Origin of the sequence: Ideonella sp., assembly GCF_044358605.1 — a bacterium.
In the GTDB taxonomy this organism is placed as follows: domain Bacteria; phylum Pseudomonadota; class Gammaproteobacteria; order Burkholderiales; family Burkholderiaceae_C; genus Ideonella.
The window spans coordinates 39,816-61,388 of the sequence record NZ_JBIKNQ010000014.1; the positions used below are offsets into that span (position 1 = coordinate 39,816).

Consider the following 21,573-nt stretch of genomic DNA (forward strand, 5'->3'; position numbering starts at 1 on the left):
TGTTTTTGACGTTTGGTTTTTTGCAGGAGTCTGTCATGGCTGATCTGTTTGACAATCCCATGGGCCTCATGGGTTTTGAGTTCGTTGAGTTTTCGTCCCCTATTCCCGGCCAGTTGGAGCCCCTGTTCGAGAAGATGGGCTTTACCTTGGTGGCCAAGCATCGCTCCAAGAATGTGCTGCTCTATCGCCAAGGCCACATCAATTTCATTGTCAACAACGAGCCCAAGAGCTACGCCGGCTACTTTGCCGCCGAGCACGGCCCTTCGGCCAGCGGCATGGCCTTCCGCGTCAAAGACGCCCACAAGGCCTACAACCGCGCCTTGGAATTGGGCGCCCAGCCTATCGACATCCCTACCGGCCCCATGGAGCTGCGTCTACCCGCCATCAAGGGCATTGGCGGCGCACCGCTCTACTTGATCGACCGCTTTGAAGACGGCAAGTCCATTTACGACATCGACTTCGAATTCATTGAAGGTGTAGATCGCAACCCCGTCGGCCATGGCTTGAAGATCGTCGACCACCTGACGCACAACGTCTACCGCGGCCGCATGAACTTCTGGGGCGCGTTCTACGAGAAGCTCTTCAACTTCCGCGAGATCCGTTACTTCGACATCAAGGGCGAGTACACCGGCCTGACCTCCAAGGCCATGACGGCGCCCGACGGCATGATCCGCATCCCACTGAACGAAGAATCGTCCAAGGGCACCGGTCAGATCGAAGAGTTCCTGATGCAGTTCAACGGCGAAGGCATTCAGCACATCGCCCTGCTCACCGACGACCTCTACGACACCATCGACAAGCTGGCCCTGGCCGGCATCCCGTTGATGACGGCGCCCAACGAGGCCTATTACGAGATGCTCTCCGAGCGCCTGGCCGGCCACGGTGAGACGGTGTCCGACATGCAGACCCGCGGCATCTTGCTGGACGGCACCACTGAAGGCGGCAAGCCACGCTTGCTGTTGCAGATCTTCTCGCAAACCCTGCTGGGGCCCGTGTTCTTCGAGTTCATCCAACGCAAGGGTGACGATGGCTTTGGCGAAGGCAACTTCAAGGCTTTGTTCGAGTCCATGGAGCGCGACCAGATCCGCCGTGGTGTGATCGAAACCACGGCCGCCTAAGCCCGACGCCGCTGCCACTGCGCACGCGGACAAATAAGGCGCTGCCCGTCACACGGTGGCGCCTTTTTGCTTCATGGGCTTGTCATCTGGCGTTCATCTGGCTGCGGCGGCCTTGGTGACAATAGCCCCATGTTTCGCCAAAGACTCTCTTTCGCGCTGGGCGTCCTGGCCCTGGCCTTCATGCTGCAAGGCGCGGTGGCCTGGTGGGCCATTGATGTCGCCACCGGCCATGTGCAGCGCGGCCGCGTGGCCAGCGACCTGCTCAAGGCTTATCTAGAGCTCTCGGCCACCAAGCAGCGCCTGCGCAGTTGGACCTCACAGGCCTTGCTGCAAGCCGGTGCCGATGGGCAACTGCGTGACCGCTACCAGCTCGACATGTTGGTCACCTTGCAGCGGCTTGAAGGCTATGCCCGCACTGCCGCCGAGCTGGACGACGACCCCCGCCGTGCCGCTCAAGAGCTGGCCCAGCGGCAAGAAACTCTGGGCATCTTGCGCCGCAGCCTAGAAGCGCTGCGCAGCGCGCTGGCCAGCACCCGCCCCCTGCCCGCCGACGCCGACCCCGCCGTGGCCTGGGCCGAGCTGACACGGGTGTTTGATGCCTCCGAGGGGCGTGACCTGCGCAGCCTGTTGGCCGAGACCATTGCCCGCGAGCAGCAAGCCGTGGAGCGCGAACGTGCGGCCGCCGATCGCTCTTTGGCCCTGGTCGCCGCAGGTGCGCTGACGGCCACCTTGGTGATTGCAGCGGCCGCCGTGTTCTTGGCCATGTACTTTGCCCGTGCGCTGCGCCAGCCTTTGAATGAGCTGGCCGCAGGCGCACAAGCCCTGCAAAGGGGCGACCTGGCCCACCGTATTCCGGACCAGCGCGACGACGAATTTGCGGGCCTGGGCCGCACCGTCAATGCCATGGCGGAGGAGCTGCAGCAGCACCGCACCCGCGAGGCCCAAGTCCGACAAGACTTGGAAGATCAAGTGGCGCTGCGCACCACCGAGCTGCAGCAAGCCCTGCAGGCCTTGCAGACGGTAGACGCCTCTCGCCGCCGCTTGTTTGCCGACATCAGCCATGAGCTGCGCACGCCCACCACGGCGATCCGAGGCGAAGCTGAAATCGCGCTGCGGGGCCGCGACAAGCCCGCAGGCGAGTACCAAGATGCCTTGCGCCGCATCGTGGACACCTCCAGCCAACTGGCCCGCATCATTGACGACCTGCTGACCATGGCCCGCAGCGACGCTGAAGCCCTCAGCATCCAGCGCCGCCCGGTGCCCGTGCGGCTACCGTTGCAAGAAGCGCTGCAACAGGCCCAGCCGCTGGCTGCGTCCAGCCACATTCACCTTGAGGTGCAAGATGAGTTGCCCGAAGAATTGGCCGTTCAGGGCGACGCCGCCAGGCTGCGGCAGTTGATCATGCTGCTGCTGGACAACGCCATTCGCTACTCCCACCATGACGGCAGGGTACAAGTGAGCACCCAACAGATGGGCTCCCATTGGCAGCTGGAGGTACGAGACCACGGCATCGGCCTGCAGCCTGAAGACGTACCGCGCCTGTTTGAGCGCCACTTTCGGGGCGCTCGCGCACGGGTTCATCGCGCTGATGGTGCCGGCCTGGGCCTGCCCTTGGCCCAAACCTTGGTGAAGGCCCATGGCGGGCAGTTACAGCTGCAGCCCCACCCCGAAGGCGGCACGGTGGCACGCCTGACCCTGCCTCTGATCACCTCCACTCAGTCATGAACATCCTCATCGTTGAAGACGACCGCCGAGTGGCAGACTTTCTGGAGCGCGGCCTGCGCGCCGAAGGCCACCGCGTGCAAGTGGCCCGCACCGGCCCAGAGGGCCTGCAGATGGCCATGGACCTGGCGCGTGACCCCCTGTGGACAGAAGCCCCTAGTGTGATGCTGCTGGACGTGATGCTGCCGGGCATGAATGGGCTGGAGGTGTGCCAGACCCTGCGGGCTTCTGGCGTGGCACTGCCCATCTTGATGTTGACCGCCCTGGGCACCCTGGAAGACCGCGTCAGCGGCCTGAAACTGGGGGCCGACGACTACTTGGTCAAACCCTTTGCCTTTGAAGAACTGCTGGCCCGCATTGAAGCCCTGGGCCGACGAGGCCGGGGCCTGACGGCTGCAGCCCCCACCGCACTGCAGGTGGCCGACCTGCTGCTGGACCGCGACACCATGCGCGTCAGCCGCGCTGGCCAAGCCATTGACTTAACAGCCCGTGAAATGGCCCTGCTGGAGTTGCTGATGAGTGCACCGGGGCGCCTCTTCAGCCGCGAGCGCATCTTGGCCAATGTATGGGGTGCGCATGAAGACCCGCTCACGAATGTCGTTGATGTGTACATCCGCCGCCTGCGCGCCAAGGTGGACGAAGGCCATGCTCAAGCCCTGATCCACACGGTGCGTGGCCTGGGTTATCGCCTGGACGCGCAGCCTTGAGCGGCCCTGCGCACTCTGTCATCTTCCCGTCATCTGAGGTGCGTTCAACGTTCATCTGAGGGGCCCGCAGCCTGTCATCCGGGGCGGCGAGACTGTGACTGTGCTGAATGAGGGCCTGTTAACACTACGGCAAGGGGCGCGAAGCAGCGAATTGGGGCGCCCATCTAGGCGCAATGCGCCGCTCGCACTGATGTGCGGGCAAGCGTTGTAACGACGAGGGGCACCCCAATCCGCCGCTTCCCTTTGGGTTGTGGCCAAAAATGGCGCATGCGGCGTTGCAATTCCTCGCCGGGCGGGCAGCCCGGCTGCGGTTTGCGCCTTGCCTGCGCCATTTTTGACTCACAACGCGTTCCCTTACCGTAGTGTTAACAGGCCCTAGTAGGGCGTCGTTGGGGCGCCGTCAGCCGGTCCATCCGTTTTTGAACTGACAGGAGAATTCCATGACCCGTGCGATGACCTTGACCACTTGCGCCCGCCGCGGCGCCCTGGCCTCTGCCCTGCTGGCCCTCTCGGGCGCTGCCATGGCCTTCCAGCCTACGGTGGTCAACACCAACATCACTGAAGCCGATGTGCGCGCTATCCAAGAGGGCTGGGGCAAAGCCCTGATCCAGATCAGCGACGACTTTGCCTCGGGCGGTCTGACCAAGGCTAAGGCCACCGCCGGTGCCGTGCTGGATGGCGCCTACGGCTACAACATGGGTGTGGTGCTGTTCAAGCCCACCCTGACCCATGGCGAGCAGACCTTCCGCACCACCCGTGCAGGTGCCTTGGCTTACTTTGTGGGTGACGACAAGGCCTTCCCCAACGACAGCGGCTTTGCACTCAAGGGCTGGAAGAAGTATGAGTTCAAGAACGCCGGTGTGTTCATCAATGGCGACCTGGCCCTGACCCAAGGCAATGTGATCCTCACCGACAAGAACGGCAAGGTCACCGTGGTGGACAAGACCTGGGGCTTCAAGAAGGACGACAAGGGCCAGATGCGCATCGTGCTGCACCACTCCTCGCTGCCCTATCAGCCTGGCAAGTGAAGACCGCGTCAACAACGTAAACGGGGGGCAGACGACGCGCTGACGCCGGGTGACAATCACCTGATGTCGTCTCCCTCTTCTGAAAGCCCAGCCCTGGCCCTCAGCCGCCAGTGGCTGGAGAAGGCCGTGATCGGCCTGAACCTCTGCCCCTTTGCCAAAGCCCCGCATATCAAGGGGCAGATCCGCTGGGTGCTGAGCCCCGCCACCACGCCCGAGGCCTTGATGGCCGAGTTGGTGGCCGAGCTGAACTTCTTGGCCCAGGCCAACCCCGACGAGGTGGAGACCACGCTGCTGGTCCACCCGCATGTTTTGGGCGATTTCCTCGACTTCAACGACTTTGTGCATGACGCCGAAGAGGCCGTCGCACGCTTAGGCCTGGAGGGCGAGTTGCAAGTCGCCAGCTTCCACCCCCAGTTCCAGTTTGGGGGCACCGAGCCCGAGGGCATCTCCAACTACACCAATCGCTCGCCCTACCCCACCCTGCACCTGATCCGCGAGTCCAGCATTGACCGCGCGGTGGAGGCCTTCCCCGAGGCTGAGGACATTTACGAGCGCAATATTGAAACCATGGAGTCGCTGGGCCACGCGGGCTGGCAGCGCCTCTTCAACACCCCTGAGGGCACACCATGAAGCCTTGGTTGAAACGCAGTCTGATCGCCACGGCCACCCTCATCGCGCTGGGCGTGGGCGGTGCCACCTGGTTTGTGCAGCAACGCCTGCCCCAACGCAGCGGCGAGGTGGCCATCACCGGCCTGAAGGCCCCTGTGACCGTGCGTTATGACGAAGCTGGCGTGCCGCACATCCAGGCGCAAAACGAGGCCGATCTTTACCGCACCTTGGGCTGGGTGCATGCCCAAGACCGTCTGTTCCAGATGGAGATGATGCGGCGTCTCTCGCGCGGTGAGTTGGCCGAAGTGCTAGGCCCCAAGCTGCTGCCCACCGACAAGCTGATGCGCACGCTGACCCTGCGTGACGAGGCCGACAAACGCGCCGCCCTGCTGGACCGCAACGCGCCCTCCACCCAGGCCTTGCAGGCCTACCTGGACGGCGTCAACGCCTTTCAAGACAGCCACCCCGCGCCGCTGGAATTTGCCTTGCTGGGCATTCCCAAACGCCCCTTCACCACGGCCGACACCCTGAGCGTGGCCGGTTACTTGGCCTATAGCTTTGCCTCGGCCTTCCGCACCGGGCCGGTGCTGACCCAGATCCGCGATGAACTCGGCCCCGACTACCTCAAGGCCTTTGATCTGAGCTGGGCTTCGAACGGCGCCGTGGCCGAGGGCGAACGCCAAGCCACCGCAGCGGGCCTGCCCGCCGCTGCCACTGCCGCACCCAAGCCGAGCGCGGCCTTGCTACAGCCTGCAGACAAGCAAGCCTTGGCGGCCTTGGGCCAGCTCAGCGATGCCGCCTTGGCCCAGGCCCAAGTACCCCTGTTTGAAGGCAGCAATGCCTGGGTGGTGGCGGGCAGCCGCAGTGCCAGTGGCAAACCCATTTTGGCGGGCGACCCGCACATCAGCTTTGCCGCCCCCGCTGTTTGGTATGAAGCGCATTTGCAAAGCCCCGGCTTTGAGCTCTACGGCCACTTTGGCGCGCTCAACCCCATGGCCTTGCTGGGCATGAACAGCCAGTTCGGCTGGAGCCTGACCATGTTCCAGAACGACGACATCGACCTCGTCGCCGAAACGGTGAACCCCGCCAACCCCCAGCAAGTGATGGTGGGCGGCCAATGGGTGAACATGACCGAACGCACCGAGACCATCCAAGTCAAAGGCCAAGCGCCCGTGACGCTGACACTGCGGCGCTCGCCGCATGGCCCCATCATCAGCGACGCACTCACCACCGGCCGCGAGCAGACCCGCCCCATTGCCATGTGGTGGACGCAGTTGGTGGCGCCCAACCCCGCCGTCGAAGCCTTCTATCAACTGAACCGCGCCGACACTTTGGCCAAAGCAAGGCAGGCTGTTGAGGGCATTCATGCCCCCGGCTTGAACGTGGTCTGGGCCAACACCCAGGGCGACATCGCCTGGTGGGCCGCCGCCAAGCTGCCCCAGCGCCCAGAGGGCGTGAACCCGGCCTTTGTGCTGGACGGCAGCAAACCCGAGGCCGACAAGCCCGGCTTCCACCCCTTCAGCAGCAACCCGCAAGAAGAGAACCCAGCCTGCGGCTACATCGTTTCGGCCAACCATCAACCGGCCGCTGCCACCGCCGCGCCCGGCTACTACAACCTCTGGGACCGCGCCCTGCGCCTAGACCGCCAACTGCGCGACCCGACCCAGCGCTGGACCGCCGCCACCACCCACGCCCTGCAGCTCGACACCGAGACCACCTATGCCCAGCGCGTGCTGAAGCCCCTGCTGCCGCGTTTGAATGAGCTGGTCAAAGCCCCCGAAGAGCAAGCCCTGCTGCAACAACTGGCGCAATGGCCCGGCCGCTACGACATGGAGCTGACCGCGCCCACGATCTTCCAGCAGTTCATCTACGAATTGGCGCGCGAGGCCATGGCCGACGAATTGGGCGGAGACAGCAAAGACGGTGCGGCCCCCACGCCCTTCAGCAACCTGCGCCGCACCAAGGCCCTGGACCACGCCCTGCCCCGCCTGGCGGCCGACGCCAACTCTCCCTGGTGGGACAAGCGCGACACGCCCGCCAAAGAGACGCGGGACGACGTGCTCAAAGCCGCCTGGGCCGCCACGCTGCAGCACCTGCGCGCCACCTTTGGCAAAGACCCGGCTCAATGGACCTGGGGCCGCGCCCACACCCTGACCCACGGCCACCCCCTGGGCCAGCAAAAGCCGCTGGACAAGCTCTTCAACATCGGCCCCCTGCCCGTGCCCGGCGGCCGCGAAGTCCCCAACAACTACTCCGGTCCCTTAGGCCCCGCCCCCTGGTCTGTGACCTACGGCCCCTCTACCCGCCGCGTCATCGACTTTGCCGCCCCGCACAAAGCCCAGGGCGGCAACCCCGTGGGCCAAAGCGGCGTCTGGCCCGACCGCCACTACCGCGACCAAGCCGAAGGCCATGCCCGGGGTGAGACCCGGCCGCAATGGTTAGCGGAGGAGGATGTGGCGAGGCAGACGGCGTCGACCTTGAAGGTGGTGCCGAGGAAGTGAGCTATTGACCCAGGGGGAGCTCGACTCGGGATTTGGCAACGCCCCTACGCGGAGTTTCGCCCCAAGTCCATCAGCCCCCCAAGAACAGTTTCTCTGCAATAAGCTCACTGGGCCGTAGGCTGCTCTATCCAGTACCCCGCAGCCAACTCTGCCGTGTATTCCTCAAACGGCCCCTCGCGCGGGATGTCTGCTGTCAGTTGCTGCGGCTGCTTCATGTAGGCAAAGGCCTGTACTTGGGTGACGGGGTCCGCCAGAGCTTGCAGCATTACCGGCACGCGGGTGTAGCCCGTCGGCTGGCCCACTTCTTCAAAGCGGTCGATCGCTTCAAGGTTGGCCTCGTCCACTTCAAAGACCTGGCCGATGACGTGATGGCCCAAGCCGGGTTGGTGGATGAGCCAAGGCGCGCGGTTCTCTAGGGGCAGGCGCACGACGTAGAAGGGAAAGCGCTGCACGGTGCGGAAGAGGCCAGGCACGCGCTGACCCAGGTTGAGGTAGGCGTTGGGAAAGCCCTCTTTGAGGGTGCCGTAGACGAAGATCCGCACAGCCCAGACGGCCTTAGGCTGCTTGGCGTTTGCTCAGCATCGCCCGCGCCACGCGCGAGCCGGTGGGCTGGCCCAGGGCCTCGCGGATGAAGACACCGGCGTCGATCAAGGCATCCAGGTTGATGCCGGTGTCAATGCCCAGGCCCTGAAGCAGATAGGCCACGTCCTCCGTGGCCACATTGCCCGTGGCGCCCTTGGCATAGGGGCAGCCGCCCAGGCCGGAGACGCTGGTGTCGAAGGTGCTGATGCCGAGCTCCAGGCTGGCATAGACATTGGAGAGGGCCTGGCCGTAGGTGTCATGGAAATGGCCGCTGACCTCTGCCAAGGGGTAGTGCTTGAGTGCCGCCTCCAGCGCGCGCTGCACCTTGCGCGGGGTGCCCACGCCAATGGTGTCGGCCACGCCCACATGCTGCACACCAATCTGGGCCATCAAGCGGGCCACCAACTCGACCCGCTCTGGGGCAATCTCGCCCTCATAGGGGCAGCCCACCGCGCAGGAGATGGCGCCGCGCACCTTGACCCCAGCCGCACGCGCAGCAGCCACCACGGGCGCAAAGCGCTCAATCGATTCGGCGATGGAGCAGTTGATGTTCTTCTGACTAAAGGCCTCGCTGGCGGCGCCAAAGACGACGATTTCATCGGGGCGAGTCAAGGCAGCCGCCTCCCAGCCTTTGAGGTTGGGCGTCAGCACCGAGTAGCGCACGCCCGCTTGGCGCTGCACACCGGCCATGACCTCGGCGTTATCGGCCATCTGCGGCACCCACTTGGGCGAGACAAAGCTGGTGACCTCGATCTCGCGCAGGCCGGCGGCTTGCAGACGATGCACCAGTTCAATCTTGGTCGCCGCAGGCACGGCCTGCTTCTCGTTTTGCAGGCCGTCGCGGGGGCCGACTTCAACCAGGGTGACGCAGGTGGGCAAGGTGGCGCTCATGGCAGGGCTTTCGGTCAAGTCAAGGGGTGGTGGACCACTGCATCAGGTGGTCCACGATGGCATCAGGGCTGGGGTCGTGGGGCAGCAAGGCAGCCACACGGTGGCATTGGGTGATGCGCTGCGCGTCTTGCATCAAGCGCAGTAACTCGCGGGTTAAGCGGGCGGGCGTGGCTTTCTTGGCAGGTAGGCTCAAGCCAACGCCCAGGGCTTGCACCCTGAAGGCGTTGTCGAACTGGTCCCAGGCAAAGGGCAGCACCAACTGGGGCACGGCCGCGCGCAAGCCTTCGGCCACGGTGCCTATGCCGCCGTGATGCAGCAGCGCGGCACAGCGGCGCAGCAACAGGTGCAGGGGCGCATAGGCCGCCCACAGCACGTTGGGTGGCAGGTCTTGCGGCAACTGTTGCCGAAAGCCCGTCAGGCAGATCAAGCGCCGGCCCGTTTGCTGGGCCATGGCCACGCCCGCTTGATAGACCGCTGCTGCATGCTTGTGGCCCGTGCCCAAGGTCATCACCAAGGGGGCTGCACCGGCTTGCAAAAAGGCCTCCACTTCGGGGGGCAAGGCTTGGTGGGCCTCGCCATCGTGCAGGGCGAATCCGCCTTCCAGCAGGGGCTGGGGCCAGTCCACCTGGGTCGGCCCAAACCACGAGGGAAACAGCGCCACCGACAACTCGGCCTGGGCTTGCATGTGCAGCAAAAAGCCGTGCTCCACGGCGGGCAAGCCCAGTTTGGCGCGCGCGCGGTTGAGGCTGGGCAAGGCCACCGGGTCGATGAAGCGCGCATCGGCCTGCTGCCACAGCAGGCGCCGAGCCGCCAGCGGCAGCCAGTGCGCGATAGGCATAGGCCCCATGAAATGCAGGTCATGCACGGTGCGCAAATTGGAGGGTGCCAGGTAGGCCCCAACCACGCGCAGCTCAGGCGCTGCGGCGCGAGCCAAGCCCGCTGCAAACAGGTAAAAAGGGTGGCACAAGAGCACGGCGGGCTCGCCGGCCGCCACCCTCAGCAATTGGGCGCGGGCATCCAGCAACTCTTGATCTGGGAGCGAAAACAAAGCCTTAAAGCTTTGGTGCGGATCAAAGAGGAGCGGGTTATCCAAGAGCTGGTGGTAGCGCGCCTCCGACACATTGGACTCATGGCTCAGCCCGGCCGCCCGCACTTGCTCGCCAAACACTTCAGGCGCCAGCATGGTGACGCGCACCCCTTTGGCCGCCAGGCTTTGGGCCAGGCGCAGATAGGGGTAGAGGTCACCCTTGGTGCCGCCGGTGCAGACGATGAAACGGGGAAAGTCCATGGCCAGCCTAGCGTGAAGGAGGGTGCCGCCTCAACCCCGCTGGCGGTGGGCTGCGAGCCCGCCTCTCAGCGCCATACTCGTCGCGGCCAACACAGCAAACGGGTCCAAGACCAAGGCCCAGAGGTTGGCATGGCCCACGGTGTTGAGCAAGGCTTGGCGAGCCTGGGGCTCATCAACGTCGCCCCAGGCATAGAGGTCTACCGCGCCCAGGCCCAATAAATTGGCATACAACACCCAGCCCAGCAGGGCGACCATGGCGGCTAGGACGATGGTGAGCGTGGAGCGCTTGGGGCGCTGAGACATGCCCAGGCTCATCGCGGACGTTGGCCGCGCCAGCGCCCGCCACACCGCCACGGCCAGCGCCGCCAGGCTCAGCAGCGCCAGGTCGCCAAAGGTGCCGCGAAGCCACCAAGCCGCCAGCACACACAACGGTAAAGACAGCGCCAGGGCAATGCCCCGCGCCCAAGCAGTCACATTGAGGCGCCCCAGCAAGCCGTGCACCACAAGCAAGGCGACGGCTGTCCAGGCCAACAAGCTGAACTGTGCCGCGCCGTTGAGGTGGGGCCAGGCCGCGCCGAGGGAGGAGAAGTCGCTCATGGTTGGGGCCGCGCGGGGTTGTGTCGGATGAGGTAACGGGCGGCTTCATGCCAAGCCAGGGCGTCGTCTCGCATCTGCTGGTCCAGGGCATCGGGCGGGCCACGGTGCAGTTGAGCTTGGCCGTCCTTCAGGTCATGGCGTTTGAAGGCTGTCCCATCGGCTTGCACAGAAATATAGCGCTGATCCGTCCACAGCATCAGCTGTGGCCCGGCTTCATGGTCGATATTGAACACAAAGCGATGGGCGTCGAAGCGTGGGTCCAAGAGATCGCGCCCCAAGCTGGTGTGGGTATAGGGCACGCCCATCAAGCCCAGGGTTGTGGGCCAGAGGTCGATTTGGTTGGCCAAGGTGGTGTAGCGCTTGGGCGCCAAACGGCCGGGGGCCAAGATGATGCCCGCCGTGTGGCCCACCGTCATACCCAAGGGCGCAAAGTAGCTGGGCACATGGGCGCCAGGGTGGTCAGAACGCAGGCCGTGGTCGCCCACCATCACAAACACCGTGTTCTTGAACCAGGGCTGGGCGCGCGCCATCTCAAAGAACTGACCGACGCTCCAATCCAGGTAGCGAAAGCCGTTGAGCTCCTCCAAGGAGTCAAAGCCCGCTGCCTGCCATTGGGCAGCGGAGACCTCGGCGGCCGTCAAGGGCACAAACTTGTCCGCCTGGCCAGGGGTGCCGAGATCGGCCTTGGGGAGGGTATAGGGCCGGTGGTTGGAGGCTGTCTGGATGACCGCGACAAAGGGTTTGCCGTCTTGCGCCTGGGTGGCCGTCAAGCGGGCCGCAGCCGTCTTGAAGACATCATGGTCCGACACCCCCCAGACATCGACCACGGGGTACTCGTACTGGCCTTCTTCGACAATGGTGAGTTCGGGAGTGCTGCGCTTCAAGAACCCACGCACATTGCGCCAGCTGGTGCTGCCACCGATGAAGTACCACTTGCGGTGCTGGGGCAACGCATTCATGAACATGTTCTGGCTGACGGCCAGTGGGTCTTTGCTGGCGGTGTCGCGCACCTTCACATCGGGCAGGCCGGTCTGGCTGGCAAACACCCCGCGTGCCGTCAAGTGGTGGGCCGAAAACATGCGGTCCCACACCAGCCCTTGTTCGGCCAAGGCCCTGATGTGGGGCGAGGTGTCCAGCGTATTACCCGACAGGCTGGATTTATAGCCCGCGAAGGACTCTAACAAGATGTACACCACATTGCTCTGCGGTGAGAGCACAGGCTCGCGAGGGATCACCTTGCGCGCGAAGTTGAACCCCTTGGACGAAGCACCCTCAGCAGCTGCGTCCAGCGCCAAGAGCTCGCGCAAGCGCGGATAGTGGCGCTGCAGGGCTTGCAGGTCGGCGTCATCGCCCAGGGTGTTGCGGGAGTCATAAAGATTGAGCTTGGGGTTGAGGGCCATATTGGCCACCAAGGGCCCACCGCTCAACTCATGCGCTTGGCTCCAGCGCAATGGATATTGAGACCACTGGCCATGCATGCCAAGCAGCGCCAAGAAGGTGCCCAACACCGCCCAGGCCACGCTGCGGCCCCGGCGCGGCCAGGCTTTGGCTTGAGCACGCCACTGCTGCCAGGCCAGCAGGTGTGAGGGCGGCCACATCAGGCGGTTCAAGCCCCAGGCCATCAGGGCGCTGATCAAAAGCCAGGCCACCACCAAAGTCACCACCGGGTAGGACTGCCAGACCATCAGTCCCGCGTCATAGGGGTCACTCAAGTGTCCAAAGACACTGACATTGAGCCGCTGAGCAAGATAGCTGTACTGGGCAAAGTCCACCATGCTCAGCAGCGTCCAGACCACGGTCAGCAGCACGCCATAAACCTTCCAGGCCCGTCGAACACCCAGGCTGCTGGACCACGGCGACAAGAGTGGCCAATGGCCCAAGAGCAGCAAGGGCACCGTGCTGATCAGGGCCAAGCGCAGATCAAAGCGCAGGCCCAACAAAAAGGAACTCGCCAAGTCTCCCGAGGATGTGCCTGGCTGGCCAAACCACAGCCAGAACACCAGACGATAGAGCGACATGCACACCAGCCAGAACAGCACCCAGCGCAAGGCGGCAGGCCACACCAAAGGCAGCGGCCCCATCCAGCGCATGCTGCGCCCACTCATCATGGTCATTGACGCACGCCCTCCGCCAGGGGGCTCGCACAGCTGTTCAGCCGGACATGGAGAACGCGCTCGCGGTTGCTGGTGTAGCTGAGATGCACTTCGCCCGCGCCAGCAGGGCCGGCCTGCCATTGGAAGGCTGGGTAAGAGGCTTCACCCGGCTCTTGCCAGGTCAAAGCCGGCGCCGTCAGCGGCCGCCACTCGCCTTGCGGGTCGTCCCAAGCGCGCCAGGCCAAGCTCAGCGTTTTGCGACTGCTGGTTTCAGGGTTATAGGCTAAGAGCCAACCCCGCAGTGCCGGCCAAGCCATCAAGGCAATGCCCGCGTTGGGGTTGGGCAGCGACAAGCGCTGGGGCGCACTCCAAGTGCGCCCGCCGTCCAGCGACTGCTGCTGGTGAATAAAGGGGGCCTGCTCCGCATCACCCGTGCGGCTGAGCGACAGCATGAAGCCTGGTTTGTCATCGCGGCCCACCAAGGTCGGCTGCAAGACGCCGGCGCCAGACTCCATGCGCTGATGGCTGATCAGCTCACCCGTCTCACTCAGCTTCAACAACTCGGACCGCTTGACGGCCAACTCGTGATACACCGGCAGCAACCAGCCACCCTGAGCCGCAGGCCAAGGCGGGGAGCGAACCAGCGTAGAGACATTCCACAGCGGGCTCAACACCCAATCGCGGGCTTGGCCAAATGTCAGGCCATGGTCGTCTGAGCGCAAGTGCGCCACGCGCGCCGCAGCCCAGCCCCCGGCCGTCACATGCACCACGGCCATCTGCAAAGCGCCATCTTTGCCGCGCCACAGCACCGGGTTGCCCAGCTTTCTGACCTTGCGTCCCAAGAGCTCGCTCAGGCGCGCGGCGTCCAGCACAGCTTGTGGTGCCGTCCACTGCCCAGCCTGCCACAAGGAGCGCAAGATGACCACGTCGCGGGCACCCTCTCGGCTGCCTGCAAACCAATAGGCCTGCAGCCGCCCCTGGGCATCGACCACCAAGGTAGAGGCATGATGCCGAGCCCTCTCAGCCTTAGGCAACGCCACCACCGACGATGCCGTCAAACAAGGAAGGCCGGACGGCGCAGCCGCTTGGGCCACCACCGGCTGGGCAGACAAGCCCAGGCTCAGCCCAGCCACAAGGCCAAATGCAAGAAACTTCATAAGGGCGGGATTGTAGGTGGGAGGCTCAGCGCTTGCGGGCTCAAAGGTCAGGGCGCCCGGGGAGCCGTGGCCCCGCCCCTCAATCAGCCAACTTCAGCAACTCAGCGCCCTCGCCCACTTGGTCGCCCACGCCATACAAGAGCTCTTCCACGGTGCCGTCACGCGGCGCAGTCAGGGTGTGCTCCATCTTCATGGCTTCCATCACGGCCACAGCTTGACCTGCCTTGACGGCATCGCCCGCTTTGGCGAGGAAGGCTATCACCTTGCCGGGCATGGGGGCTGTGAGGCGGCCCGCGCTGCCCGCACCATCGGCCGCATGGGCGATGGGGTCGAACTCTTGCAGCTCCAGGCTGCCGGCTTCGCCAAACACCGCCACGCGCTCGCCCTGGGCGTAGACGGACAAAGTGCTGCGGCAAGAGGCCAGTTGAACATCGAAGCGGCCACCACCTAAAGACTGCCATTGCATCGGCCAAGTCTGGCCGCCTAAGCCCATCTGCAGGCTGCCATCATGCTGATGCGCCAAGGTCACCACATGATGGGTGTCGCCCACCGCCAGATCTAAGCGGCGGCGCGCCCCGCCGTGCAAGCGCCAGCCGTCGCGGCGCGACCAAGGGTCGCTGCCTTGCAGCGCAGCCTCGCTGTGCAGGGTCAGCGCGGCCACACCGGCCGCAGCCACTTCCAGGGGCAGCTTGGAGGGGCCAAACAACGCCTCACGCTCGCGCTCGATCAAGGCCGTGTCCAAGTCAGCCTGAGAGAAGGCTTTGCTCTGCACCACGCGGCGCAAAAAGGCCACATTGGTGTTCAGGCCGACGATGTGGGTGTCGCGCAGCGCCGCCTCCAGGCGGGCCAGGGCTTGCGCCCGATCCGCACCCCAGATGATGAGCTTGGCCACCATCGAGTCGTAGTAAGGGCTGATGGCATCGCCCTCTCGCACACCCGCATCCACGCGCACGGCCGCTGGGTCATGCATGGGCTCATTGTCAGCGTTACGCTGGAAGCTCACGTGCTCGGGCCAACGCAGCACGGCCAACTCGCCGGTGGCGGGCAGAAAGCCGGCCTCGGGGTTCTCGGCGCAGATGCGCGCCTCGATGGCATGCCCGTGGATGCGCAGGGCCTCTTGCTTGGCGGGTAGCGGTTCACCCGAAGCCACGCGCAATTGCCACTCGACCAAATCATGGCCAGTGATGGCCTCGGTGACGGGGTGCTCCACCTGCAGGCGGGTGTTCATCTCCATGAAGAAGAAGCGCAGGTCGCCATCGTCGCGCTCTTCGGCGATGAACTCCACTGTGCCCGCGCCCACATAGCCCACGGCCTTGGCAGCCGCCACGGCAGCGGCACCCATCTCGGCCCGGCGCTCAGCGCTCATGCCCGGTGCGGGGGCTTCTTCCAGCACCTTTTGGTGGCGGCGCTGCACCGAGCAGTCGCGCTCGAAAAGGTAGACGCAGTCGCCCAGGGTGTCGGCAAAGACCTGGATCTCGATGTGACGAGGGCGCAGCACATAGCGCTCGACCAGCACGTGCTGGTCCCCAAAGCTGGCCTGGGCCTCGCGCTGGCAAGAGGCCAGTGCCGCGATGAAGTCTTCGGCCTTGTCCACGCGCCGCATGCCACGGCCGCCGCCGCCGGCACTGGCCTTGATCAGCACCGGGAAGCCCATGGCCTGCGCCTGGGCCAGCAAGAACTCGGGCTCGTTGTTGTCACCGTGGTAGCCGGGCACCAGGGGCACTTGGGCCTTTTCCATCAGGGCTTTGGCCGCGGCCTTGGAGCCCATGGCGGCAATCGCCTCGGGCGGCGGGCCGATGAAGACCAGGCCTTCGGCGGCACAGGCCCGCGCGAAGTCTTCGTTCTCGCTCAGAAAGCCGTAGCCGGGGTGAATGGCTTGCGCGCCCGTCGCCTTGGCGGCGTTGAGGATGCGCTGCCACTGCAGGTAGCTGTCTTTGGCGGCGTTGCCACCGATGTGAATGGCCTCGTCGCAGGCGCGCACATGCTGGGCGTTGGCGTCGGCGTCCGAGTACACGGCCACGGTGCGCACACCCAGGCGCTTGGCAGTGCGGGCCACGCGGCAGGCGATCTCGCCTCGGTTGGCAATCAGGATCTTCTTGAACATCATGTCTCCTTCATGCCCGGGCTGCACCCGAGCCAAACTTTTGACGCAGCACGGCCAGCACGCCGCGCACAAACTTGAACAACAACACCGTGAGGCTCAGCGCCACCACAATGGCCACAGCCAACACCACAAACAGGGCCACCGGGTACTGCCAAGACAACCACAAGAACGCAGGAACGGCCGCATCGCCCAAGAGCGACAGGGCAATGTTGGAGAAGGGCTCGGGCGAGGTGTTGACGGCCGCCCGCGTGGTGGCCTTGGCCACATGCGCTGTCGCCGCCAAGGTGCCGCCCATCAAGGCCGCAAGAAACTGCCATTGGCCTGCATCGGCCCCAAGCGCGCCCGCTGCCAGCATGGCACCGGCCGGGATGCGAATGACGGTGTGTACCGTGTCCCAGGCGGAATCCACCCAAGGGATCTTGTCGGCCAAAAACTCCACCATCATCAAGGCGCCTGTCCCCCACAGCACTGCAGGCTGCTGCAGCATGTGCAAGCCTTCAGGCAGCGGCACCCAATCCAGCCACCCGGCCAGGCCCGTCAAAAACACCACGGCATACAAGCGCAGGCCGCTGGCCCAACCCAGCGCAGCAGCCACAGCCAGCAAATGGGTGGTGTCCAGGTGCGAGGCGGCCGCACCCATACCCTGCCCCAGTTGTTGGGCAGCGGCTTGGGCGGCAGAGGCCGCTTGCAGAACGGCATCACCGGGGTTCATCTGCGACCCCCATCATGGTGGCAAGGGCCGATCTAGAAACTCTTGAAGACGCGCATCGAGTTGGCTAAGCAATTCTTTCAGCTCTGCCTTGATGCCTGCATGACGTTGGATCGCGAAGCCGATGCGTGAATACGCGGTGCTTTCCATGCGCAGCGCGAGCCAAACGTGAAGCCACTGCTTGTCCTTCTGCGCTTGGGTCCGTGAATCTTGATCGAAACAACGGTCTGCGCAGGCAGCCCATCGGTCGGCGCAATCCGACCCCAGAGATTTGGCCTCAACGAGTAAGGCGCGGGCCAGAGACTCCAGCGCGCCAGTCTGATTGGTCAAAGGAAGCTGAATCGGTATCAACTCAACCCGGGCATTGATGACTTGCTTCAGCCTTTGAATCAGGGACGCTGTCGCGACCAGATCATCCTCGGAGTCCAGAACGACACCAACCTTTTGCACACCACTCCAGCCAGATTGAAATCGCAGATCGTCTAGGCGCTGTTCGAGCCGCTCCCTACCTTTAGCGTCAACAATCTACAGGTGCGATTCATCCCAACCGCGATCAGCACGCAAGAGCGCAAACAAATTGCACTCGTCTGCGCCTTCGCAGAGCAGCAGATTTCTGGCCTGAAGTGGGCGATCTTGAAGCTTTTGAGCAGCGGCGCGTGCCATCTCAACGCACCTCCATGTCGTTTTGCATCATGCGTTTCAAGCGCTCCCCGTCAATACAAATAGGCTCGATATTATTATTTACTCTTTCCAAGCGAATGACCTGAAACATTTCAGGAACATCTTCAAATACTTCACATGCCGCCCTCAAACACTCCCAACTGTGAGTCGTGATTATGGACTGAACACCTCTCCGCTGGGTAACACTTTTGACACCTTCAAATAGGGTTGGAAGTGCCGAATAATAAATTCCATTCTCAATTTCATCAATCAGAACGACGTTGGACTTTGAAATCAACAACTCCGAGTAAATGTGAAAGAGTCGCCCAAATCCATGTCCGAGATGAGAAATTTGAAGCGCTGAATCAACCCCATCAATCTCTGCATAAACCCTATGCTCACCGTCAGGAGCTATAGCATCCAGACCCAACACTCTTGAATCAACAGCACTCAACAAATCAAGCAAATCTTGCTTTTTTCTCCCCAATACTAATTTCCCATATAAAATCACCATGCTGCCCGAACTCAAGGATTGAGTGGGAATTATTGTACATTCCGCATCATCGAACCCCACAGATCTCGCGAAGTTAATCGTGTGACCATAAACAGAAAAATTACCCGACACCCAACTAACTCCAGGCAGATATTTATTTAAATCCACCTGACTCCTAGAAATAACCTTTCCTCTATCACCCTCCAAAAGAATACTTATTTTGAAATCATCACTTGAAAAAACGGATGACACATACCGTGACATATCCGAACCTTCGTTGCCTCTAAATAAAGCTGACGCACCACTTAAATCATTCGTCATCATAGCGTTAACCGCTTCCAATAACGACGTCTTTCCAACATTCTGCCCACCAATTACCAAATTCACAGGGCGAAAACTTTCAACGCATGTATCTTGAAAACCTTTGAATCTCTTGAGCCACAGACGTTCGATCATGTTTTCTCCCAGCAGCGGTTTCTAGCAATCATGCGAGACCACGGTTCAGTTAAATCCAATTCGGAACACGCTTGTTCAAGAAGGACGACACGCCCTCCTTGCCCTCGGCACTGCCCCGGATGTCGGCAATGCGGCGCGCTGTGTCTTCACGCAATTCAGGCGTGATGGCGGCGTGCGCCACATCGTGCACCAATTGTTTGCAGGCCTTGACCGCTGCGGGGCCGTTGGCCACCAAGGCGGCGGTGATGGCGGCCACTTGGGCATCCAGACCCTCGGGCGTGGTCAGCTCATGCACCAGGCCCAGGCGGTGAGCCTCGGCGGCGCTGAAACGCTCGGCGGTGAGGAAGTAGCGGTGCGAGGCCCGCGCGCCGATGGCACGGGCCACATAAGGGCCGATCGTGGCGGGCAGCAGGCCCAGCTTGGCCTCGCTGAGGCAAAAGCCCGCGTTGTCAGACGCCACCACCACATCGCACACGGCCGCCAGGCCCACGCCGCCGGCATAGCAGTCGCCATGGATGCGGCCTACCACCGGCTTGGGGCAGCTATAGATGGCCCACAGCATGTCCGCCAAACCTTGCGCGTCGGCCTTGTTCTGCGCCCAAGAATAGTCGGCCATGGCGCGCATCCAGTTCAGGTCGGCCCCCGCGCAAAAGGCCTTGCCGTGGCCACCCAGCACGATGGCGCGCACGCTGTCGTCGGCGCCCAGGGTGGTGAAGGCCGCCGTCAGCTCCGCAATGACGCTGTCATTGAAGGCGTTGCGCACGTCGGGGCGGTTGAGCCAGACGCGGGCCACCGGGCCAGCGCGTTGGAGATCGAGTGTGGTGCTCATGGTGTTAAGGTCTCGGGTGTGGCTTAAAAACGCCGGTAGGCGCCCAGCGTTTCCGCGTTGCGCCAGGCGGGCGGCGCCTCCCAGGTGCCCCAGCATTCTTGAAGGCGTGCGATGCGCCCGTCAGCAAAGGTGTAGCGGCTGTTGGCAAAAAAACGTTGATCGCCTTGCCGCACTTCGATCAGGCTGATGACCTCGCCAGTGGCCAAAGCGTCCACCTGATGAACCTGAAGCTGCCAGCCTTCAGGGTAGTGCGCGTTCACGGCAATGATGGCGTCGGCATTGTCAAAGGCCTCGCCTGAAGTGAGCCAAACCATGTGCGCGGCGTCGTTCAAGCAAGTCCGCGCACCGCTCCAGTCCCGCGCTTGATAGCAGGCCAGAAAGCAACGCACGATGGCACAGCGGTGCTCGATATCGTCCACGCTCGGCGGCGTCTCAGAAAGTGGCTTGACCATGACCGTGCTGCGGTAGTGCTTGCCGTCCCACTGCGCTTGCGCCACCTCAGCAAAACCGTGCCGCTGATAGAAGGCCACCAACTGTTCGGCGGGCAGCGCGGTGTCCAGCGCCAAGGCACGGGCGCCCTGGGCGCGTGCCTGCACCTCTGCGCGCTCAAGCAGCGCACGCCCAATCCCTTGGCCTTGCAAGGCAGGCTCCACCGCAAACTGATGCAGATGCATCACGTCTTGGCGAAAAAACCAGGGCGTGGCCCGAGCCCAACCATGAAGGTTGGGGTCATAGGCGCTATCAAGGGTCAGCGTGCCCACCACTTGCCCTTCCCGCTCAGCCATCAGGCAATGCCCATGCTGAACGCGGAGGGCCGTTTGCTCGACCGTCTGATCGACCGCTGTGAAGTTCAGCCCGACCGCGCCTAGCGGGGCATAAGCGCGATGGATCAGCGCGGTCAACACCACCACATTCTCGTGGTGGCTCAACGGCCGAAGAAGCAAGGGGGCACAGGCCAATCAGATCACCGTTTACCTTCCGCGCCTTGCCCGTAGACGACCTTGTCATCAACGGCGTAAAGAACACAAGGCGTCTGGCTGCGCTCCTGGCAGCCCCGCAGTGCGCGCTGAGGCACGGTTTCCTTGACCGTAGGGTTCAAGGACTCCCCCCACGCCATCCACCAAGCACCGCTGTCAGAGACTGCAAAAGCCTTGGGCTTTGGGCGGGAGAGGTAGAGGTGGTAGCGATGCGCGATGGTTGGGTTATCCAAAACCTTATCCGCAGGCGTGGCGGGAGGCAGAACGATCATGGTCGACGTACCCACGCCAGAGACGCTAGCCGCCGCAGCGTTTGCTGAACTGGGAGGCAATACCGCTGTGCTGACACCCGGAGATGGCGGCAACTGCTGTGTCGGGGCAGCACTGCTTGGTATGCGTGATGGCGTCACCGTCCGGGAAACCGAGCCGCCTGCCGGAACCACCAGCTTCTCCAACTCCTGCAGCACCAACTCCGAAAACTTGTCGTACAACCACTTCATGCGTGTGCCGTCCTGCCCACCCGCCAAGCCCCCAAATGCATAGGAGGCGGAGACATCAAATGCTCGCAACTCTTGCTGGGATTCCGTCATCAACCGAACGCGACCCTTGATGTGGTCATCGCCAGCCATGAAGCCAAACATGATGGCCGTGAACGCACTACGAACGCGAACGTCGTTGACGACGACATCGACATACTGGTTCACCCCTTGCGTCACCAAGCCTTTGGCCTGTAGGCGATCCTGAATCCGACGGGTGAGTTCCTCCTGATTGAAACCCTTGTTGCTCTCCAAATCCGCCTGAGCCTTCGGTGAAAGAGCGAGAGACAACTTTGAAAGTCCTTGGACCTTCTGCTCAGCCCCTGTGGGTGCTGGCCCCTGGTGCTTGACGGTGCCCGCGCAACCGATCAAAGCCAAAGACCAGGCGAGGGCCATTCCCCCAAAGATGCGACGCAGGACCAAATAGTTATTGACGCTACCCAATTGAAATCTCCTCATTTTGCGGCCGGTCATCATAGGAGCGAACAGCTCACCTGCAACCGTTGGTCGTCCATC

The 21,573-nt window shown here is 63.2% G+C and carries 19 protein-coding genes; 6 read left to right on the forward strand and 13 right to left on the reverse strand.

The genetic code is table 11. From position 1 onward, the window contains the following. Positions 1-35 precede the first annotated feature (35 nt). From hppD to ACIQ3Q_RS07200, 6 genes are all read left to right on the forward strand, one after another. Positions 36-1,118 carry a 4-hydroxyphenylpyruvate dioxygenase gene (hppD, locus tag ACIQ3Q_RS07175; protein ID WP_396268343.1) on the forward strand — a complete coding sequence of 361 codons (1,083 nt, stop codon included), beginning with the start codon at positions 36-38 and terminating at the stop codon, positions 1,116-1,118. A 129-nt stretch (positions 1,119-1,247) separates the two neighbouring features. After that, positions 1,248-2,843 carry a sensor histidine kinase gene (locus tag ACIQ3Q_RS07180; RefSeq protein ID WP_396268344.1) on the forward strand — a complete coding sequence of 532 codons (1,596 nt, stop codon included), beginning with the start codon at positions 1,248-1,250 and terminating at the stop codon, positions 2,841-2,843. After that, complete coding sequence (locus ACIQ3Q_RS07185) at positions 2,840-3,547, forward strand: response regulator transcription factor (protein ID WP_396268345.1); 708 nt, start codon at positions 2,840-2,842, stop codon at positions 3,545-3,547. The genes ACIQ3Q_RS07180 and ACIQ3Q_RS07185 overlap by 4 nt, the downstream gene beginning before the upstream one ends. Before the next feature lie 440 nt (positions 3,548-3,987). Further along, entirely contained in the window at positions 3,988-4,575 is a 588-nt protein-coding gene (locus ACIQ3Q_RS07190) for a hypothetical protein (protein WP_396268346.1), read from the forward strand. A gap of 63 nt (positions 4,576-4,638) precedes the next feature. After that, positions 4,639-5,205: a DUF1415 domain-containing protein gene (locus tag ACIQ3Q_RS07195; RefSeq protein ID WP_396268347.1), complete on the forward strand. Its 567-nt coding sequence runs from the start codon at positions 4,639-4,641 to the stop codon at positions 5,203-5,205. Next, on the forward strand, positions 5,202-7,685 hold the full coding sequence (locus ACIQ3Q_RS07200) for a penicillin acylase family protein (RefSeq protein ID WP_396268348.1): 2,484 nt from the start codon (positions 5,202-5,204) through the stop codon (positions 7,683-7,685). Before ACIQ3Q_RS07195 ends, ACIQ3Q_RS07200 begins: the two co-directional genes overlap by 4 nt. A gap of 104 nt (positions 7,686-7,789) precedes the next feature. On the opposite strand, the gene ACIQ3Q_RS07205 is transcribed toward ACIQ3Q_RS07200, so the two are convergent. The 13 genes from ACIQ3Q_RS07205 to ACIQ3Q_RS07265 all read right to left on the reverse strand — a co-directional run bounded on the left by ACIQ3Q_RS07205 (position 7,790) and on the right by ACIQ3Q_RS07265 (position 21,534). Further along, the gene (locus tag ACIQ3Q_RS07205; protein WP_396268349.1) at positions 7,790-8,227 is read right to left on the reverse strand and encodes a gamma-glutamylcyclotransferase family protein; all 438 of its coding nucleotides are present in this window, start codon (positions 8,225-8,227) and stop codon (positions 7,790-7,792) included. Positions 8,228-8,240: 13 nt separating this feature from the next. Next, positions 8,241-9,158, reverse strand: a complete 918-nt coding sequence (locus ACIQ3Q_RS07210) for a hydroxymethylglutaryl-CoA lyase (RefSeq protein WP_396268350.1) — start codon at positions 9,156-9,158, stop codon at positions 8,241-8,243. 19 nt (positions 9,159-9,177) lie between these two features. Further along, positions 9,178-10,446: a glycosyltransferase gene (locus ACIQ3Q_RS07215; protein WP_396268351.1), complete on the reverse strand. Its 1,269-nt coding sequence runs from the start codon at positions 10,444-10,446 to the stop codon at positions 9,178-9,180. A 30-nt stretch (positions 10,447-10,476) separates the two neighbouring features. Further along, positions 10,477-11,043 (reverse strand): hypothetical protein, encoded by a 567-nt coding sequence (locus ACIQ3Q_RS07220; RefSeq protein WP_396268352.1) that lies wholly within the window; start codon positions 11,041-11,043, stop codon positions 10,477-10,479. Then, positions 11,040-13,148 carry an LTA synthase family protein gene (locus ACIQ3Q_RS07225; RefSeq protein WP_396268353.1) on the reverse strand — a complete coding sequence of 703 codons (2,109 nt, stop codon included), beginning with the start codon at positions 13,146-13,148 and terminating at the stop codon, positions 11,040-11,042. The genes ACIQ3Q_RS07220 and ACIQ3Q_RS07225 overlap by 4 nt, the downstream gene beginning before the upstream one ends. Before the next feature lie 5 nt (positions 13,149-13,153). After that, complete coding sequence (locus ACIQ3Q_RS07230; RefSeq protein ID WP_396268354.1) at positions 13,154-14,293, reverse strand: exo-alpha-sialidase; 1,140 nt, start codon at positions 14,291-14,293, stop codon at positions 13,154-13,156. A gap of 79 nt (positions 14,294-14,372) precedes the next feature. After that, the gene (locus tag ACIQ3Q_RS07235; RefSeq protein ID WP_396268355.1) at positions 14,373-16,397 is read right to left on the reverse strand and encodes an acetyl/propionyl/methylcrotonyl-CoA carboxylase subunit alpha; all 2,025 of its coding nucleotides are present in this window, start codon (positions 16,395-16,397) and stop codon (positions 14,373-14,375) included. Between the two features lie 10 nt (positions 16,398-16,407). Next, a complete protein-coding gene (locus tag ACIQ3Q_RS07240) occupies positions 16,408-17,109 on the reverse strand; it encodes a DUF4126 domain-containing protein (protein ID WP_396268356.1) in 702 nt (233 codons plus the stop codon). Positions 17,110-17,121: 12 nt separating this feature from the next. After that, the gene (locus tag ACIQ3Q_RS07245) at positions 17,122-17,556 is read right to left on the reverse strand and encodes a hypothetical protein (RefSeq protein WP_396268357.1); all 435 of its coding nucleotides are present in this window, start codon (positions 17,554-17,556) and stop codon (positions 17,122-17,124) included. A 214-nt stretch (positions 17,557-17,770) separates the two neighbouring features. Beyond that, a complete protein-coding gene (locus ACIQ3Q_RS07250) occupies positions 17,771-18,715 on the reverse strand; it encodes an ATP/GTP-binding protein (protein WP_396268359.1) in 945 nt (314 codons plus the stop codon). 49 nt (positions 18,716-18,764) lie between these two features. Then, a complete protein-coding gene (locus ACIQ3Q_RS07255; protein ID WP_396268360.1) occupies positions 18,765-19,544 on the reverse strand; it encodes an enoyl-CoA hydratase/isomerase family protein in 780 nt (259 codons plus the stop codon). A gap of 23 nt (positions 19,545-19,567) precedes the next feature. After that, complete coding sequence (locus tag ACIQ3Q_RS07260; RefSeq protein ID WP_396268361.1) at positions 19,568-20,473, reverse strand: GNAT family N-acetyltransferase; 906 nt, start codon at positions 20,471-20,473, stop codon at positions 19,568-19,570. 35 nt (positions 20,474-20,508) lie between these two features. Then, positions 20,509-21,534, reverse strand: a complete 1,026-nt coding sequence (locus ACIQ3Q_RS07265) for a DUF4410 domain-containing protein (protein WP_396268362.1) — start codon at positions 21,532-21,534, stop codon at positions 20,509-20,511. Between the last annotated feature and the right edge of the window lie 39 nt (positions 21,535-21,573).